The 17,439-nt window shown below is 40.5% G+C and carries 16 protein-coding genes, 1 tRNA gene and 1 pseudogene; 13 read left to right on the top strand and 5 right to left on the bottom strand.

What is annotated here, in order from left to right:
- Positions 1–153 precede the first annotated feature (153 nt).
- The 5 genes from ADH31_RS05130 (at position 154) to ADH31_RS05110 (ending at position 5,802) form a co-directional block, all read left to right on the top strand.
- Positions 154–1,062 (top strand): LysR family transcriptional regulator, encoded by a 909-nt coding sequence (locus tag ADH31_RS05130; protein WP_025171295.1) that lies wholly within the window; start codon positions 154–156, stop codon positions 1,060–1,062.
- A 39-nt stretch (positions 1,063–1,101) separates the two neighbouring features.
- Entirely contained in the window at positions 1,102–2,130 is a 1,029-nt protein-coding gene (gene queA / locus ADH31_RS05125; RefSeq protein WP_001095263.1) for a tRNA preQ1(34) S-adenosylmethionine ribosyltransferase-isomerase QueA, read from the top strand.
- Between the two features lie 219 nt (positions 2,131–2,349).
- Positions 2,350–2,907, top strand: a complete 558-nt coding sequence (locus tag ADH31_RS05120; protein WP_049509312.1) for a hypothetical protein — start codon at positions 2,350–2,352, stop codon at positions 2,905–2,907.
- Between the two features lie 507 nt (positions 2,908–3,414).
- A complete protein-coding gene (locus ADH31_RS05115; protein ID WP_049509311.1) occupies positions 3,415–4,704 on the top strand; it encodes a membrane protein in 1,290 nt (429 codons plus the stop codon).
- 9 nt (positions 4,705–4,713) lie between these two features.
- Positions 4,714–5,802 carry an AI-2E family transporter gene (locus ADH31_RS05110; RefSeq protein ID WP_049509309.1) on the top strand — a complete coding sequence of 363 codons (1,089 nt, stop codon included), beginning with the start codon at positions 4,714–4,716 and terminating at the stop codon, positions 5,800–5,802.
- A 271-nt stretch (positions 5,803–6,073) separates the two neighbouring features.
- Here ADH31_RS05110 and ADH31_RS05105 read toward each other — a convergent pair whose 3' ends face one another.
- From ADH31_RS05105 to ADH31_RS05095, 3 genes are all read right to left on the bottom strand, one after another.
- Entirely contained in the window at positions 6,074–6,589 is a 516-nt protein-coding gene (locus tag ADH31_RS05105) for a DUF308 domain-containing protein (protein WP_049509307.1), read from the bottom strand.
- Positions 6,590–7,253: 664 nt separating this feature from the next.
- On the bottom strand, positions 7,254–8,399 hold the full coding sequence (locus ADH31_RS05100) for a low temperature requirement protein A (protein ID WP_000209242.1): 1,146 nt from the start codon (positions 8,397–8,399) through the stop codon (positions 7,254–7,256).
- 163 nt (positions 8,400–8,562) lie between these two features.
- Positions 8,563–9,405 (bottom strand): aldo/keto reductase, encoded by an 843-nt coding sequence (locus ADH31_RS05095; protein WP_049509304.1) that lies wholly within the window; start codon positions 9,403–9,405, stop codon positions 8,563–8,565.
- Positions 9,406–9,507: 102 nt separating this feature from the next.
- On the opposite strand from ADH31_RS05095, the pseudogene ADH31_RS05090 reads away from it, so the two are divergent.
- Positions 9,508–9,849, top strand: a pseudogene (locus ADH31_RS05090) (T6SS immunity protein Tdi1 domain-containing protein); the annotation flags it as partial.
- 181 nt (positions 9,850–10,030) lie between these two features.
- Here the strand turns inward: ADH31_RS05090 and ADH31_RS05085 are convergent.
- Both ADH31_RS05085 and ADH31_RS05080 read right to left on the bottom strand, forming a co-directional pair.
- Positions 10,031–10,103 (bottom strand) — tRNA-Lys (locus tag ADH31_RS05085).
- A gap of 263 nt (positions 10,104–10,366) precedes the next feature.
- Positions 10,367–11,638: a replication-associated recombination protein A gene (locus tag ADH31_RS05080; protein WP_049509303.1), complete on the bottom strand. Its 1,272-nt coding sequence runs from the start codon at positions 11,636–11,638 to the stop codon at positions 10,367–10,369.
- A 115-nt stretch (positions 11,639–11,753) separates the two neighbouring features.
- On the opposite strand from ADH31_RS05080, the gene ADH31_RS05075 reads away from it, so the two are divergent.
- The 7 genes from ADH31_RS05075 to pepF all read left to right on the top strand — a co-directional run bounded on the left by ADH31_RS05075 (position 11,754) and on the right by pepF (position 17,398).
- Complete coding sequence (locus ADH31_RS05075; protein WP_049509301.1) at positions 11,754–12,224, top strand: DUF3013 family protein; 471 nt, start codon at positions 11,754–11,756, stop codon at positions 12,222–12,224.
- Between the two features lie 37 nt (positions 12,225–12,261).
- Entirely contained in the window at positions 12,262–12,804 is a 543-nt protein-coding gene (locus ADH31_RS05070; protein WP_049509294.1) for a hypothetical protein, read from the top strand.
- A 49-nt stretch (positions 12,805–12,853) separates the two neighbouring features.
- Positions 12,854–13,288 (top strand): NUDIX hydrolase, encoded by a 435-nt coding sequence (locus ADH31_RS05065; RefSeq protein WP_049509292.1) that lies wholly within the window; start codon positions 12,854–12,856, stop codon positions 13,286–13,288.
- Complete coding sequence (locus tag ADH31_RS05060) at positions 13,285–13,758, top strand: GNAT family N-acetyltransferase (RefSeq protein ID WP_049509290.1); 474 nt, start codon at positions 13,285–13,287, stop codon at positions 13,756–13,758. The genes ADH31_RS05065 and ADH31_RS05060 overlap by 4 nt, the downstream gene beginning before the upstream one ends.
- 137 nt (positions 13,759–13,895) lie before the next feature.
- Positions 13,896–14,846: a 50S ribosomal protein L11 methyltransferase gene (gene prmA, locus ADH31_RS05055; protein ID WP_148131306.1), complete on the top strand. Its 951-nt coding sequence runs from the start codon at positions 13,896–13,898 to the stop codon at positions 14,844–14,846.
- 1 nt (position 14,847) lies between these two features.
- Positions 14,848–15,591: a 16S rRNA (uracil(1498)-N(3))-methyltransferase gene (locus tag ADH31_RS05050; RefSeq protein ID WP_049509285.1), complete on the top strand. Its 744-nt coding sequence runs from the start codon at positions 14,848–14,850 to the stop codon at positions 15,589–15,591.
- A gap of 10 nt (positions 15,592–15,601) precedes the next feature.
- Entirely contained in the window at positions 15,602–17,398 is a 1,797-nt protein-coding gene (gene pepF, locus ADH31_RS05045) for an oligoendopeptidase F (protein WP_049509284.1), read from the top strand.
- Positions 17,399–17,439: the final 41 nt, after the last annotated feature.

The following is a 17,439-nucleotide window of genomic DNA, read 5'->3' as shown; positions in this document are numbered from 1 at the left end:
GAAATCGAATTCTAACGAATTACCGATTTCTGTCCCACTCTCTCTTTTTAGGTCGCTAGATAAAGTCCTTTGAAAGCACTCATCTAAGCTTAGCCACAGAGCTTTCAGTGACTGGTTCTTTTTATATTGCCTCAAGTATGGTACAATAAAAGCATGAGAATTCAACAATTACACTATATTATCAAAATTGTAGAGACTGGTTCCATGAATGAAGCTGCCAAGCAACTCTTCATTACGCAACCTAGTCTGTCAAATGCAGTTCGTGACCTAGAAAATGAGATGGGGATTGAGATTTTTATTCGAAATCCCAAGGGAATTACCCTCACACGTGATGGGATGGAATTTTTATCCTATGCCCGTCAGGTTGTCGAGCAAACCCAACTTCTAGAAGAACGTTATAAAAATCCCATCGCTCATCGCGAGCTTTTTAGTGTGTCTTCGCAACACTATGCCTTCGTAGTCAATGCCTTTGTTTCCTTGCTCAAGAAGAGCGATATGGAAAAGTACGAGCTTTTTTTGCGTGAAACCAGAACCTGGGAAATCATCGACGACGTCAAGAACTTCCGTAGTGAAGTCGGAGTCCTCTTTTTAAATAGCTATAACCGTGATGTCCTTTCTAAGATGTTGGATGATAACCATCTAGTTGCTCACCATCTCTTTACAGCCCAACCTCATATCTTTGTCAGCAAGACCAATCCTCTTGCTAAAAAAGACAAGGTGCAGTTGGCAGACCTAGAAGACTTCCCTTACTTGAGCTATGATCAAGGAACCCATAATTCCTTCTATTTCTCAGAGGAGATTTTGTCTCAGGAACACCACAAGAAATCCATCGTTGTTAGTGACCGTGCGACCTTGTTCAATCTCTTGATTGGTTTGGACGGCTATACCATCGCGACTGGTATCCTTAATAGTAACCTCAATGGAGACAATATTGTTTCGATTCCACTTGATATTGATGATCCGATTGAGCTGGTTTATATCCAGCATGAGAAAACTAGCTTATCTAAGATGGGTGAACGCTTCATCGAGTATTTGCTTGAAGAAGTTCGTTTTGATAGCTAATCGTAAGTACATTAGAAAAGAAAAGGAAATATGACTACAATGAATACCAATGATTTTGATTTTCACTTGCCTGAGGAGTTGATTGCACAAACACCTCTGGAAAAGCGCGATGCCTCTAAACTCTTGATAGTCAATCGCAAAACAGGGGAATTTCAAGATCGCCATTTTCACTCTATTATTGAAATGCTAGAGCCAGGTGATGCCCTGGTTATGAATGACACCCGCGTACTACCAGCGCGACTTCATGGTCAAAAGGAAGAAACAGGGGGCCATGTTGAACTCTTGCTCTTGAAAAATACAGCAGGAGACGAATGGGAAGTCTTGGCAAAACCTGCTAAACGTCTCAAGGTCGGAGCTAGAGTTGTCTTTGGCGATGGTCGGCTAAGCGCAGTTGTGACTGAGGAATTGACCCATGGTGGCCGTATTGTGCGTTTTGAATATGAAGGAATTTTCCTAGAAGTACTTGAAAGTCTTGGAGAAATGCCACTGCCTCCTTATATCCATGAAAAGTTGGATGACCGTGAACGTTACCAGACAGTCTATGCCAAGGAGAGCGGCTCAGCGGCTGCCCCAACTGCAGGCCTGCATTTTACCAAGGAATTACTGGAAGAAATCCAGCAAAAAGGGGTTCACCTAGTCTACCTGACCTTGCACGTTGGACTTGGGACCTTTAGACCTGTTTCCGTAGATAATCTGGATGAGCACGAGATGCACTCAGAGTTTTATCAATTGTCTGAAGAAGCTGCTGCGACCTTGCGACAGGTCAAAGAAAATGGGGGTCGTGTCATTGCGGTTGGAACAACCTCTATCCGTACACTAGAAACCATCGGAAGCAAGTTTGATGGGCAAATCCAAGCAGACTCTGGCTGGACCAATATCTTTATCAAACCAGGCTATGACTGGAAGGTTGTGGATGCTTTTTCTACGAATTTCCATTTGCCTAAGTCTACCTTGGTCATGCTCGTTTCTGCCTTTGCAGGCCGTGAATTGGTCTTAGAAGCCTACCAACATGCTATCGACCAAAAATACCGTTTCTTTAGCTTTGGCGATGCCATGTTTATCTATTAAAGCTTTTGAAAAATCAAAGAAGATATAAAGAGAGACTGATTCATTCTTGGATCAGTTTTTTGCTTGATCTTACACAAAGTTACCAAAATAACTATTGAATTATAGACAAATAAATGATACACTGAAGACTAGGGCTTGGCCGTCAAAAATATATGTAATTTCGGACTAGCCATTTTAGACTCAGACTAAACTGGGTCATCATTTTAAAAGGAGATTATCATGAAAAAAACATTGAGCTACACCAGTCTTTCAGCTCTTGCCTTGTTGGCTGTGGTGACACTTGCTGCTTGTGGAGGAAATACTGAAAAAACTACAGCATCTTCAAGCAAAGAGGCTTCTTCCTCTAAAGTAACTAAGGAGTCATCAAGTAAAACAGAAGCTAGTCAAAAAGAGGAGCCGAAGTCTGAAACGAGTCCATCAAGTTCCGCAAGCACTCAAACGGATAAGAAGGAAGAGAAGAAAAAGTCGCCAGAAGCTTACGCAAAATTTCTTGGAACATGGGAAAACTATGCTGGAACAACTGCTACAGTCACAGCTGATGGAATCGTGACCATTCAAAGTTCAAAAGGAACCTTCCAGTATGAAATGGGCCAAGTAGAGGAAAAAGATGACTACTACTCAACAGGAATCCATCTTGTCGATGGTGGAGAAGGTGCACGCCTTATCTTTACACCAGCAGGTGTAGCAAATGAATTGACAGGTACGGATGGCAGCCAAGACGTCTTGGCAATCGGCCAATCACCAAGCGACAAAGATAGTCATTTTTACCGAAATTAAGAATGAAAAAAGAAAAAGTGAGCCAAATCGACGGCTCGCTTTTTGAGTGGTGAAAAGTATGGATGAGATTGATTTGACAAGTAAAAAAGCCTTGATTCCAAGACTTTTTCCTGTTGTTTAGATGCCCCTGCATAATTTTTGAAGAGTTTTCATGTTGAAAATAATCAAAACTATTGAAATAAGTAAAAAGTTGAATTATAGTGAGTATTGTGTCACAATAGGTAATATATAAATAATTAATGGAATGGATATAATTCTTTCCTACCTTTACAAGAAGGATTGGTTGCACCTTTTTTATCTAGCAATTGTGGTTAGCTTTCAAGTTTAGCTAGTTTTTAAAAGCTCTGATTTCGACTCAATAAAACAAATTTCAGAAGTGCAAAAGACAAGATGGTGACATTGCTACAGTCAGTCGCCATGTCTTGCTGGCACAGGCTGTTTGTGCCGTCAGCTATTTACCAGTCAATTTGATCAAAGGGCTTAATTATTATTTTTGAAAGGTCTTTTATGGAAAAAATTCTTTCTTTAGGTCTGACAGGTAAGAAATTACTTGTTCAGGGTTTCTTGTTTGTTCTGCTAGGTCTTATCTTGATGGTCACGGGAACTTGGTTGCCAGTGACGGTTATTCGACTGGTTCTGTTTTTAGCTTGGATAGCAACGGTCTTAGATTTAGTATTACGTATTTTCAAAAAAAGTCAGTCAACGGACACCTTGGGAGTTGCACTGGTTAAATTGTTAGTGATGGGATATTTGCTAGGCTCGAATCTTGCTACTGATGTGCCAATTTATATTTTGGCTCTTGTGATTGGAATTTATCAGATTTTTCATGCTAGTATCAACCTTGTCACCTATGTTCTCTACCGCAAAAACAAAATTCGACCTCGTTTTCGTTTCTTACTAGATGGTCTCGTACTAGTTTTTCTTGGTGGGACTAGTCTTTTGTCCTCTACGGGAAATTCTGTCTTTCAACTCTTTGTTTTAGGGGCTTATTTTTGCCTTTATGGTGTGTCCAATATCCGTGACGGTTTCTTATTTGAAAAGGAAATTGGGAAAAACCATCTCAAACGTCGTGTCAGAATGAGCTTACCTATTGCCCTAGCCGCTCTCATCCCTGCAAGAACTTTAGCAAAAATTAACAAATTTATGCTGGAAAATGCTGATGAGGAAGAAGATATCCATCTTGGAATAGTGAAGTCTGGTAAGACAGCAGAGCTAGAAATTTTTGTTCATACAGCTGAGACCTCCCTGTTTTCAGCTATTGGTCATGTGGATATCTGCTATCAGGGCCGTGTTATTTCTTATGGCAACTATGATCCGTCATCTGAGACCTTATTTGGTATGGTAGGAGATGGTGTCTTATATTTCTGTGACCGCGATAAGTACATTGATCTATGTAAACGTGAGAGTCAAAAAACACTTTTTGGTTACGGAATAGATTTGACACCTGAAATGGAAAAAGCAGTTCAGAAAAAGTTGGCTGAATTAAAACAACTAACGATTCCTTGGGAGCCAAGCGCAGATAAAATTAAAACGGAAGATGGTAAGGAAGACTACACCTACGCTTATAAAATCAGACATGAGACGGATGGGGAACTTTATAAATTTATCAAATCTAAGTTTAAATCCTACTTTGTCTTATCTACAAACTGTGTGCTCTTGGCTGATACCATAGTCGGTCAGGCTGGCACCGATATCCTCTCACCCAAAGGATTTATCGCTCCAGGAACTTACCAAGCCTACCTTAATCGAGAGTTTGAAAAACCAAATAGTATAGTCGTATCTAAACATGTTTATTAAGGAGAATTTATGAACTTAGTAAAAAAATACACCCCGTTAATACTTTTTATAGGGCTGGTTGCTCTTGTAATTCTGAATGCATCGAGCTTTATATCAGGAGCAATCTCTCTCTTTGATGTAATATCAACCTTGATTTATGGTGCTGTTATTGCTTTTGTGCTTAATGTTCCTATGAAAAAAATTGAACAGTACTTAGTTAAATTGAAGGTAAAGGCAGAGTTGCGTCGTCCGATTGCCATGGTACTTGTTTTCCTAGCTCTTATCTTAATCGTGATTGCTCTTTTGGTTTTGGTGCTGCCAACCCTAGCCCAGACTATTAGTCAGCTGGGAACAGTCCTTTCAACAGTCCTTACTCAACTTGGGAAATTGCTAGGCAGCTCGGAATTTGTAACCAAAGACATGTTGTCAACTATCGTATCAGGCATACAGGGACAGTCTAGCTCTATTAGCCAAGCTTTGATAGGTTTTTTATCAGGTCTGACTAGTAATATCGGCAATATTTTTTCAAGTTTGATGAATGCCTTTTTGATTATAGTCTTCACCTTTTTATTTTTATCCAGTAAGGAACATTTGGCAGCGATGACGAGTCGACTTCTAAAAGTTTTTCTTCCAGAGAAGGTGGTGATAAAGTTGACTTACATTGGACAAGTAGCACTAGAGACTTATGACCAATTTTTGATGAGTCAGCTGATTGAAGCAGTTATCATAGGAGTTATGATAGCGGTTGGTTACAGCGTGTTTGGGATACCCTATGGAGTAATGACAGGTATCTTTGCAGGAGTGCTGTCTTTCATTCCTTATGTTGGTCCTATGATTGCTTGTGTGCTAGGAGCGATTTTTATCTTTACAGTCAGTCCAAGTCAAGCTTTACTGTCTATCCTTCTTTATCAAATTATACAGCTGATTGAGGGAAACCTTATCTATCCCAAAGTTGTGGGTCAATCTATCGGCTTACCAGCTCTCTTCACACTTGCAGCAGCTAGTATTGGAGGAAATCTATTTGGCTTACTTGGAATGATATTCTTTACACCCATATTTGCTGTTATCTATCGATTGGTTAAAGAATTTGTCGTTGCAAAGGAAAATCAGGTAGATTGAGAAAGACTGAATCTAATAAGACAAACTAAGAAGAGAGTGAAAGATTCTCTTCTCTTTTATTTTTAAATACTTTGCTACAAAAAGCTATTGGACGTAAAAAAGCCTTGATTTCAAGGCTTTTTCCTGTTGATTTAGATGCCCCTACAAGGGCTCGAACCTGCGCCCCATAGATTAAGAGTCTACTGCTCTACCAACTTAGCTAAAGAGGCAACAGAAAAAGCTGAGAATGTAACTTCCCAGCTATTTTAATATGCCCAAAATGGCAGCTAGATTATTTACGAAAGGCATCAAGGATATAGGTGAAACCAACAATTAAAAATGCAAAGGCAACGACATAAACGACAAAGACACTTGTAGCTACTGGATTGAACAAAATCACTAGACCTAGTAAAAATGCAAGCAACGCTATCCACATGATATGGTTGCCAATAATAGGGAAAATCAATCCCAGACGATTGCCTTTAAAGAAAACTATAATGGCTTCTACAATTAACCAAATCCCTAAAATAATTGGAATGACAACTGGCAGCGTCACAAAGCCATAGGCAACGAGGTAAAGAGCTAAGAGAAGATTAACAATCCCTTGGAAAAGATGAGCTGGTGAGCGAAGCTCTTTTGGTACAGAGAAATAGCCTAAAATAGCTGCTATGGAAGCAACCAGTAAACCAAATGCAATCCACCAGCTGTAAGCAACAAGATTAGCTACTGGGTCTGTAAATAGAAAGAGTGCTAAAAGGACAAAAATAACTCCTGCAAGGAATAGCGATAAACGATTAGAAAATTTCATTTCAATACCCCCTATATAGTATAGTATAGTTTGTTAATAAAACTATTGTAGTTATTTTTATAGAAAATGTCAATAAAATAAATAAACAATTTGGAAGTTTCAGTCTGATTCATGAAAAGAAAATCAGTTTTTATCATTTTGAAAATAAAAAGAGAAGATAAAATTTGTCTTCTCTACATGAAAATATTGTATGGCATCAAAGCAAAAGTAACTGGCTTTACACTATTTGTTAAGATGTAATTTGATTCAAAAAGAAAAGATAGATTTAAAAGTGGGGCAAATGATGGGGCAAATCAGTTATAGACAAGCAAAAAAGCCTTGGAACTCAAGACTTTTTCTGTTGTATTTAGATGCCCCCTGCATGGATTTGGAAAGGACCTTCATATTGAGAGTAATTAAAAATATTGAAATATAAGTGATTTTAGGGAAATACTTTTAGGTATTTTCAATGTCATGATTTAAAAATGGGGCAAAAGTGGGGCAAAAACGAATGACTCACATTTGGTTTGAAAATCTATAATACCTAATGATTATGCCATACTAGATATATAGTGTTGTTATAAATAAATGTCAGTGCGAGTTCAAATCGGAGGATAAAATGGAAAAACAAATTAATGAAAAAAAAGCCTTGGAAAACCAAGGCTTTTTTAATGCTATAAACTCATTAAAAGAACCCCCAGTTAGATTTGGAATATTTTTTATTCTGTGTCACATAAAAATAAATAAAATGAATGGCTATAGCTAGAGTAAAAATGGTTGCAATACTCAACACTGTTATAGGATTAGAAGCGAAAAGCAAAGAGAGAATCAAGGCAGCCAGATAGAGTGTCGCTTGAGCACAGTAGTAACTTCTCGGATAGCGAAGATAGTTTTTGTTATAGGGCCCATTTGCTAGGACAGCAGCTTGGAAGAGGCCAATTCCGATATAAAAGAAGCTGATTGCAACGAGAAGATTAGCCTCGGGATTCAGGAGATAACCCATCGAAACTGTCATCAACATAAGCCCGATGAAAATAGGATAGTGACTATAAATTACAAATAATCCCTTTTGACTAGATCCTTCATCAATAGCATGGTCAAATTCGCCAAAATAAAACAAGAACAGGGAAAGCATGATAACGAAATTGAGAACCGAATAAATCGAGAAATTCTCGACTGTAAAGAAGCTAGCTAGCCCAACAACCATCTCTCCAAACGTAATAATCACAAGAAGGGAGACGCGCTCGATTAAATGGGGAAGATTTACCTGGAAATGCTCATCTTTAGTAATCAAGAAAATTGGCACAATAAATGTTAGCAGAATACTAGCAATAAAGATATAGACTCCAACGTAAATAGGAAAAAGAGCTGCCAGATAGACTCCTAAACTTCCTAGACCTGTTAACCATAGAAAACCTTTGATACTTTCCCGATCAGTATTATCGGTTGATTTTCTAAAAAATTCAACCAAATATTGAAAAAATAAGGTAAGGGTCAATGTACCAACAGCCCAACAGGTATAATAGAACCATTGTTGCCAATTGTATCCAATCATATTGGACATAAAGAGCATAAGTCCCATGTTGATAAACATGATTACCATGTTAAATAACGAGTTTGTTCCATAGCGATTGGTATAAATGGTTTGAATCATCCAGGAATTGATGATAACCATGACAGAGATGAAGAAATCAAGTAAAGAATCCCAAGCCACAACACCGCTATGAAGAGGGTGAATTAAAGCAGTTGCTTTTGAAATTGCAAAAACAAACACTAGGTCATAAAATAGTTCTGAAAATTCTACACGTTTATGCTTAATAAGAGTTGTCATATTAATACCTTTCTACTTTAGAAATACAATACATTATAACAGAAAATGGTAATGAGAGAAAAGGATATGCTTAAATAATTTCATGTGGCGCGAATTGTCAAAACCTTGACTTCTTTTGTCATTTACTTGAAAAAGCAACCCTGACGAGTTGATTAAAATCCTATTAAAAATTAACTTTGTCAGGATCATCCTGAGTTTTGATGCCTTGAATCTTATCCAAGACCGCCATATCTTCCTCTGATAAGTCGAAGCCGAAGATATCCAAGTTAGCTTTTATATTTTTAGGTGTCACAGACTTAGGTAGTGGCAAGAAACCTTTTTGAAGGCTCCAACGCAGAGCAACTTGTGCCACAGATTTACCGTTACGTTCAGCCACTGCTTCAACATCTTCATTTCCAAAAATACCACCTGTACCTAGTGGACTATAGGCTTCAAGAAGGATATCGCGCTCTTGGCAATAGGCAACTAAGTCTTTTTGGTCACAACCTGGAGCCAAGAGGATTTGATTGACATGTGGCACAATTTCAGCTGTTTCAAGAAGAGCTTCTAGGTGATGTTGCATAAAGTTAGACACACCGATAGCACGCACCTTACCTTCTTTGTAGGCTTCTTCCATAGCCTTCCATGCACCCGCATTGCCAGCCTTCCAAGCATCATTCTCACGAAGCGCCTTTGGATTAGGCCAATGGATAAGCAAAAGATCCAAATAATCCACACCAAGTCTTTCGAGAGACTCATCGATAGAAGTCTTAGCCAACTCGTAATCGTGCTTATCATTCCAAAGTTTGGTAGTTAGGAAAATATCCTCACGTGCCAAATTACTATCAGCAATCGCCTTACCTACAGAAACCTCGTTACCGTAAATTTGTGCGGTATCAATATGTGTGTAACCCGCCTTAAGTGCGAAGCTAACGCTGTTATAGGCTTCTTCGCCTTCAGCAATTTGCCAAGTTCCAAAACCAATTTTAGGAATAGCAACCCCATTTGCAAGTGTATATGTTTCCATGATTTTCACCTTTTCTTTTTTTAATAGTACTATCTTAAATAAGATAAGGCAAAAATGCAAAGATTTGCTACGGCTATTATTATGAATAGTTTCTTACTTCTTTTTCCGCTGTTCGTAACAGCCTTTGGAGATATTATTACTTGGGAAGAGAATGAATTTGTTGGTATTGTAAAATACAATCTTCAAAACTGCGACATTATTATCAAGAGCTTGAAATATTTTCTTCAGTATTTAGATAACTCATATGTGACTGATAACTTTGAACTGGATTTATATAGACAGGCTGTGTTAAAAGATGGTCCCTTGTCTTATAACCAATGTTTCGGTTTTGTTCCTTTACTAGCATTAGGTGCCTTTAAAGATGTGGAACATATGGATAAGCTAAAAACCTTGGAGCACATTTATCTCATGTACCAACTTACAGGCGGAGTAATGGACGATTGATAATAAGTAATCACCGTGAGGTGTTTTTTTCTATTAAATCGAGGTGTTAGATAAATAGCGAGTCTTTGATGAGAGTCGTTTATTTTGTGAATATAAACTTTTTGGTACAAAATTTGGTATAAAAAACAAAATGACAAGCAAAAAAGCCTTGGAACTCAAGGCTTTTTCCTGTTGATTTAGATGCCCCCTGCAGGACTCGAACCTGCGACCCATAGATTAAGAGTCTACTGCTCTACCAACTGAGCTAAGAAGGCAAATAAAAAGCTGTATTGGTGCCGAAACTTCACGGTTTGTATTGAACCCGCGCAATTAAGCAGGTGGGCAACTCGCTCTAACTGAAGCTGTTTCCGTGTGAGACGGCCTACATGCTGTTAGAAGACTTTTGTTTCCCTAATAATACAAAAAATAGTCGGTCAACACTTAAGTGTGAGGTCGTACACCACAGCGTTTCTATGTTTATATAATACCACTTTTTCAAAAAAAATCAAGGGGTAAATGTAATTATTTGGAAAGGATTTCACAAATTTCGTAATTTATCAATGGTTTCCTTTCGCTGAGCTAGGGCTCGTTCGTATTTTCCGGTATCTTCTGGTGAGAAGTAGCTATGGTCGCGAATTTTTTCTGGTAAATAATCTTGCTTGACCCAGTGACCAGGATAACTATGTGGATAGAGGTAGTTTTGGGCGTTGCCTAATTCCTTGCTACCGCTATAGTGGCCATCTCGCAAGTGACGTGGGATTGGTAAATGACCAGATGTTTTAAGGTCAGCCAGGGCCTTATCCATAGCTACATAGGCTGTGTTGGATTTAGGTGAAAGCGCCAGATCAATGACAACATTGGCAATGAGGATGCGAGCTTCGGGGAAGCCGATTCTCTGTGCAGCATCCAAAGCAGTTACGGTATGGATCTGTGCATCGGGATTAGCCAAGCCGATATCTTCATAAGCAATCACCGTCAAACGGCGTGCCAAACTAGGAAGGTCACCAGCTTCGATCAAGCGAGCAGCATAGTGGAGACTGGCATCCACATCAGAGCCACGGATGGATTTCTGGAGAGCAGATAGAACATCGTAATGTCCATCTCCATCCTTGTCCATAGTGATATAGCTTCTCTGAAGACTATTTTCCATGATGTCAAGCGTGATATGACGGATGCCGTCATCATTTTCTGGGGTGGAGAGAACTGCCAAATCAAGTGAGTTAAAGGCAGAGCGGAGGTCTCCGTTGGTAGATGTTGCGATAAAATCAAGGGCATCATTATCTAACTCAACAGGGAAATTAAAACCTCGTTCAGGGTCAGTCAGGGCGATTTGAATGGCTCCTTTGACATCTTGGTTAGACAGAGGTTCCAGTTCAAAAATCTGAACACGGCTACGAATGGCTGGAGTGACAGAAAAGAAAGGATTTTCAGTCGTCGCCCCAATCATGATGACCAGTCCGCTTTCCAAGAGAGGCAAGAGGAAGTCTTGTTTAGTCTTGTCAAGACGATGAATCTCGTCTAGTAGCAGTACAAGGCCACCTGAGAATTTAGCTTCTTCAGCAATTTCTTGGAGACGTTTTTTACTATCAACAGTGGCATTGAAGGTCCGAAAAGCATACTTGGTCGTTCCAGCGATGGCTGAAGCGATACTGGTTTTTCCGATACCTGGAGGCCCATAGAGAATCATGGATGATAGACGATTTGCCTCCACCATGCGGCGGATAATCTTGCCTGGTCCAACCAGATGCTCCTGACCGATGACCTGGTCGATGGTTTTGGGGCGCATACGAAGCGCGAGATTGTCTGGCATAGCAGTCCTTTCTAACATGGATTTTCTGATACTAATGTGGTAATATGGTAGTATCTATTTTAGCATATTTCCGAGTATTCGGGGCGATTAAAGAGTCGTATAGAAAGAGGACAAAATGGCAACATACGGATTTTTAGATGTTTTACAGGAAGAGTTGGACAAGAACTTTCCTTTTGATTATGAGATTAGCTGGGACAAGCGCAATCATGCGGTTGAAGTGAGTTTTCTGTTAGAGGCACAAAATCCTGCAGGGGTGGAGATGTTAGATGAAGACGGAGAGGTTTCGTCAGATGATATCCTTTTTGAAGAAGCAGTACTTTTTTACAACCCTGCCAAGTCAACAGTTAATGCAGAAGACTATCTCACAGTCATCCCTTATCTGCCTAAGAAAGGTTTTTCTCGTGAATTCTTAGCTTATTTTGCGCTATTTCTCAAAGATACTGCAGAGGTTGGACTAGATGCTCTCATGGACTTTTTGGAAGACCCAGAAGCAGAAGAATTTGTCATGGAATGGAACCAAGAAGTCTTTGAAGAAGGGAAAGTCGGTTTGGAAGAAGGAGAATTTTACCCTTATCCGAGATACTAGGAAACTTTAAAAATAAGGAATTCAAAGGGGAGAGAGCATGTTAGAGAAAATCAAACAAATTTTTATGAGAAAGTCAGATAAATCTGAGTTTTCTTCCTCTTCTCTTCCCCGCAATCGCTTTGCGGATCTAGATTTCGAGAGAGTATTGAAGTCAGGAACTCGTCGCCTTGTTAATGAGGAAGGACGCTATGCTGAGGATGGGAAAATCACAGAACTTGAATTTCCTGAAGATTTTGTGGAATTTGAATTTCTAGTTGGTTTTAAGACGGAGGAAGAAGAGCAGTTTCAGCAACTATTAGCTCGTTTAAATAGTATTGATAATGCTATTCAGTCCTATTTGGAAAGCGAGTTGCAACAACCCATCCCTCAGTATGCTAAGGATCTAGGCTATACTCAGAATAGGTGGGAGAAAACCTTTTACTTCCATCCTTGGATATTAAGTGGTGAGGAAAACCCGCCTAATCTTCGCTATGTTGCAGATTATGTAAACGATGAGTTTACGGTTTATTTTGCTAAAAAACATGGCAGATGGCAAGCATACTGGGATGCAGAGTGCCAAAAAGTAATCGAAGAAAGCTAGCTCGTATTTTCCTAGAGAGTAATTGTTATCATAGAAAAGAGTAAATATCATGGAATTATTGGATAGCAGAATGGATTTCCAAGGTTGCAAGATTGCCTTGATTTGTGGGGATAAGGTCTTGACTATCTTACGTGATGACAAGGACGATATCCCTTGTCCCAACATGTGGGAGTTGCCAGGTGGTGGTCGTGAAGGAAACGAAAGCCCTTTCGAGTGCGCAGCGCGTGAAGTTTATGAGGAATTGGGAATTCATTTATATGAAGACTGTCTGCTTTGGAGCAAGATTTATCCTAGCGTAATCTTTAAAGACAAGCAATCGGTCTTTATGGTTGGTCAGCTAAGACAAGAACAATTTGACAATATCACCTTTGGAGATGAAGGTCAGGCTTATAAGCTGATGCCCGTTGAAGAATTTCTCACTTCTAAACAGGCAGTACCTCAGCTCCAGGGGAGATTGAGGGATTATTTGGAGGAAAGTTTATGATAAGGCTTGAGAGAGCAGGAGCAGAGGATTTAGAAACCATTATTGCGATTCAAAGAGCTAGCTTTAAGGCTGTCTATGAAAAATACCATGATGAATATGACCCTTATCTCGAGGACCGCGAACGAATCAAGTGGAAATTAGTTGAGCGTCCCAATAGCTATTACTACTTTGTAAAAGAAGATGAAGAAAACATCGGATTTTTACGAGTTCAGACAAATGCCGAGTTAACGAAAGCTTGGTTGGGAACAGCAGCGATTTTGCCTCATTATCAAGGAAAAGGGTATGGATCTAAAGGTTTAAGCTTACTGGAAAAAGAATTTCCAACCATCACACAATGGGATTTGTGTACGGTGTTACAGGATACAGGCATGGTTGCTTTTTACGAGAAAAACGGCTATCGTCAAACTCATATCGAGCCTGAAAAAGAAGGCATGGATATGGTCTACATGAAAAAATTGATAGAGAAATAGAAAGGATGGTTCGGTTAAATTTCTAAACTGAACCCGCCCTAAACACTGCGCCAAAAAGATAAACTTCTCTTAGACACAAGCGTCTTCAGAGAGTTTCCTATTTTGGCTTTGTGTTTTACGGGCTTGGTATCTTAATGATGGAAACATGGCAAGAGTTAAAAGTTACAGTGAAGCGTGAGGGAGAGGAGTTGGTTTCCAACCTCTTGATTGAGTTAGGTGCCCAAGGGGTAGCAATTGAAGATAGCATGGACTATGTGGGCAATGTGGATCGTTTTGGTGAGATTTTCCCAGAGGTAGAGCAGCAAGAAGAAATCGTAGTGACAGCCTACTATCCTGATACGGTTGATGTGGCAGTGGTTGAGGCAGACTTGCAGGCTCGCCTAGCTGAATTGACCGACTTTATGGATTTGGGTGAGGTCAAGATGGGGACGACTGCCTTGGCTGAGGAAGACTGGGCAGATAACTGGAAGAAATACTATGAGCCAGCTCGTATCACTCATGATTTGACTATCGTGCCGTCTTGGACAGACTATGAGGCGACTGCTGGGGAAAAGATTATTAAGCTAGATCCTGGTATGGCCTTTGGAACAGGAACTCACCCAACCACTAAGATGAGCCTCTTTGCCTTGGAGCAAGTCCTTCGTGGTGGAGAAACAGTGCTAGACGTAGGAACAGGTTCTGGAGTTCTTTCTATTGCTAGCTCTCTTCTTGGTGCCAAGGAGATTTTTGCCTATGATCTCGATGATGTGGCTGTTCGTGTCGCTCAGGAAAATATTGAGCTCAATCCTGGTATGGAAAACATCCATGTAGCACCAGGAGATTTGCTTAAGGGTGTGGAGATTGAGGCAGACGTCATCGTGGCCAATATTTTGGCGGATATCCTTATCCATCTGACAGAAGATGCTTATCGTTTGGTCAAGGATGAAGGCTACCTCATCATGAGTGGGATTATCAAGGACAAGTGGGACATGGTGCGTGAGTCGGCTGAGTCAGCTGGATTTTTCCTTGAAACCCACATAATTCAAGGGGAATGGAATGCCTGTGTCTTCAAGAAGACCAAGGATATCTCCGGTGTGATTGGAGGCTAGCATGCAACAGTATTTTGTTAAAGGCAGTGCAATCTCTCCTGTCACTATCGAGGATAAGGAAACCAGCAAGCACATGTTTCAGGTTATGCGCCTGAAAGAAGATGACCAGGTTACCTTAGTTTTTGATGATGGGATCAAGCGCTTGGCGCGCGTGCTGGATGTGGAAAATCGTCAGTTTGAGGTGGTCCAAGAGTTAGCTGATAATGTGGAACTGCCAGTCCAAGTGACCATCGCATCTGGTTTTCCCAAGGGAGATAAGTTGGAGTTTATCACTCAAAAGGTGACGGAACTAGGTGCCAGTCAGATTTGGGCCTTCCCTGCCGACTGGTCCGTTGCCAAGTGGGATGGCAAAAAATTGGGCAAAAAGGTTGAAAAACTAGAAAAAATCGCCCTTGGAGCAGCAGAACAAAGTAAGCGAAACCTTGTCCCAAGTATCACACTTTTTGAGAAAAAATCAGACTTTCTAGCCCAACTGGACCAGTTTGACCGCATCGTGGTGGCTTATGAAGAGTCGGCTAAAGAAGGCGAATCAGCTGCCCTTATCCAAGCTGTTGCTGGACTGGAAAAAGGAGCAAAACTGCTCTTTATCTTTGGACCAGAAGGTGGTCTTTCACCTGCTGAGATTGAGAGTTTTGAAGCCAAAGGAGCTGTTCTAGCAGGACTTGGCCCTCGGATCTTGCGAGCAGAAACAGCACCGCTTTATGCCTTATCTGCTATAAGTGTTTTGCTTGAATTAGAGAAATAAGAGGAAGAAGATGGAACAAAAACACCGTTCAGAATTTCCTGAAAAGGAACTTTGGGACTTAACTGCCCTATATCAAGACCGTGAAGATTTCTTGCGTGCGATAGAAAAGGCGCGTGAAGACATCAATCAATTTAGTCGTGACTACAAGGGCAATCTTCATACTTTTGAAGATTTTGAGAAGGCCTTTGCGGAATTGGAACAAATCTACATTCAGATGAGTCATATTGGCAATTACAGCTTTATGCCTCAGACGACGGACTATGGTAATGAAGATTTTGCTAATATCGCCCAGGCTGGAATGGACTTTGAGACAGATGCCAGTGTAGCTTTGACATTCTTTGACGATGCCTTGGTAGAAGCAGATGAAGAAGTCTTGGACCGTTTGGGTGACTTGCCACATTTGACGGCAGCCATTCGTCAGGCCAAAATCAAAAAAGCCCACTATCTTGGGGCTGATGTGGAGAAGGCCTTGACCAATTTGGGTGAAGTTTTCTACAGTCCACAGGATATCTATACTAAGATGCGAGCTGGGGACTTTGAAATGGCCGATTTTGAAGCCCATGGAAAAACATACAAAAACAGCTTTGTGACCTATGAAAACTTCTACCAAAATCACGAGGATGCTGAGGTTCGTGAGAAATCCTTCCGTTCCTTTTCAGAAGGACTTCGTAAGCACCAAAATACAGCTGCGGCAGCCTATTTAGCCCAAGTCAAGTCTGAAAAACTCTTGGCAGATATGAAGGGCTACGACTCAGTCTTTGACTATCTTCTTGCTGAACAAGAAGTAGATCGTTCCATGTTTGATCGTCAGATTGACCTCATCATGAAGGACTTTGCGCCAGTCGCTCAGCGATATCTTAAGCATGTTGCCAAGGTAAATGGTCTTGAAAAGATGACCTTTGCAGACTGGAAATTGGACTTGGACAGCGCCCTTAATCCTGAAGTGACTATTGACGATGCTTATGATTTGGTCATGAAGTCGGTAGAACCTTTGGGACAAGAATATTGTCAGGAAGTTGCTCGCTATCAAGAAGAACGCTGGGTGGACTTTGCTGCCAATAGTGGCAAGGATTCTGGAGGCTATGCAGCTGATCCATATCGCGTGCACCCTTATGTCCTCATGAGCTGGACAGGTCGTTTGAGTGATGTCTATACCTTGATTCATGAAATCGGGCATTCTGGTCAATTTATCTTTTCAGATAATCACCAAAGTTACTTCAATGCCCACATGTCGACCTACTATGTCGAAGCACCATCAACCTTCAATGAATTGCTTTTAAGTGATTACTTGGAGCATCAGTCTGACGATCCGCGTCAAAAACGCTTCGCTCTTGCTCACCGCTTGACAGATACCTACTTCCATAATTTTATCACCCACCTTTTGGAAGCAGCATTTCAGCGTAAGGTGTATACACTGATTGAAGAAGGGGAAACCTTTGGAGCAAGCAAGCTCAACAGCATTATGAAGGAAGTTTTGACAGATTTCTGGGGAGATGCTATTGAAATTGATGACGATGCGGCCTTGACTTGGATGCGCCAAGCTCACTATTACATGGGCTTGTATAGTTACACTTACTCTGCCGGTCTTGTAATTTCAACTGCTGGCTATCTCCATCTGAAACAATCAGAAACTGGAGCTGAAGACTGGCTCAATCTCCTCAAGTCAGGAGGTAGCAAAACACCACTTGAATCAGCAATGATTATCGGAGTGGATATCTCAACAGACAAACCACTCCGTGATACCATTCAATTCTTGTCTGACACGGTTGATCAAATTATCGACTACAGTGCCCAGTTGGGAGAGTAATACTCAATGAAAATCAAAGAGCAAACTAGGAAACTAGCCGC

Source organism: Streptococcus pseudopneumoniae, assembly GCF_001072375.1.
Taxonomy (GTDB): Bacteria; Bacillota; Bacilli; order Lactobacillales; family Streptococcaceae; genus Streptococcus; species Streptococcus pseudopneumoniae_L.
Note: the sequence above shows the minus strand (reverse complement) of the source record. Positions and strands in the feature narration are given on the sequence as shown.

Excerpts from the sequence above, each read along its gene's own strand:
- ADH31_RS05070 (WP_049509294.1), top strand. The coding sequence starts at position 12,262 with ATGTTAGAGAAAATCAAACAAATTTTTATGAGAAAGTCAGATAAATCT.
- ADH31_RS05105 (WP_049509307.1), bottom strand. The coding sequence starts at position 6,589 with ATGAAATTTTCTAATCGTTTATCGCTATTCCTTGCAGGAGTTATTTTT.
- ADH31_RS05095 (WP_049509304.1), bottom strand. The coding sequence starts at position 9,405 with ATGGAAACATATACACTTGCAAATGGGGTTGCTATTCCTAAAATTGGT.
- prmA (WP_148131306.1), top strand. The coding sequence starts at position 13,896 with ATGGAAACATGGCAAGAGTTAAAAGTTACAGTGAAGCGTGAGGGAGAG.
- ADH31_RS05080 (WP_049509303.1), bottom strand. The coding sequence starts at position 11,638 with ATGCCAGACAATCTCGCGCTTCGTATGCGCCCCAAAACCATCGACCAG.
- ADH31_RS05060 (WP_049509290.1), top strand. The coding sequence starts at position 13,285 with ATGATAAGGCTTGAGAGAGCAGGAGCAGAGGATTTAGAAACCATTATT.
- ADH31_RS05050 (WP_049509285.1), top strand. The coding sequence starts at position 14,848 with ATGCAACAGTATTTTGTTAAAGGCAGTGCAATCTCTCCTGTCACTATC.
- ADH31_RS05075 (WP_049509301.1), top strand. The coding sequence starts at position 11,754 with ATGGCAACATACGGATTTTTAGATGTTTTACAGGAAGAGTTGGACAAG.
- pepF (WP_049509284.1), top strand. The coding sequence starts at position 15,602 with ATGGAACAAAAACACCGTTCAGAATTTCCTGAAAAGGAACTTTGGGAC.
- ADH31_RS05100 (WP_000209242.1), bottom strand. The coding sequence starts at position 8,399 with ATGACAACTCTTATTAAGCATAAACGTGTAGAATTTTCAGAACTATTT.
- ADH31_RS05065 (WP_049509292.1), top strand. The coding sequence starts at position 12,854 with ATGGAATTATTGGATAGCAGAATGGATTTCCAAGGTTGCAAGATTGCC.
- ADH31_RS05130 (WP_025171295.1), top strand. The coding sequence starts at position 154 with ATGAGAATTCAACAATTACACTATATTATCAAAATTGTAGAGACTGGT.
- ADH31_RS05115 (WP_049509311.1), top strand. The coding sequence starts at position 3,415 with ATGGAAAAAATTCTTTCTTTAGGTCTGACAGGTAAGAAATTACTTGTT.
- queA (WP_001095263.1), top strand. The coding sequence starts at position 1,102 with ATGAATACCAATGATTTTGATTTTCACTTGCCTGAGGAGTTGATTGCA.
- ADH31_RS05120 (WP_049509312.1), top strand. The coding sequence starts at position 2,350 with ATGAAAAAAACATTGAGCTACACCAGTCTTTCAGCTCTTGCCTTGTTG.
- ADH31_RS05110 (WP_049509309.1), top strand. The coding sequence starts at position 4,714 with ATGAACTTAGTAAAAAAATACACCCCGTTAATACTTTTTATAGGGCTG.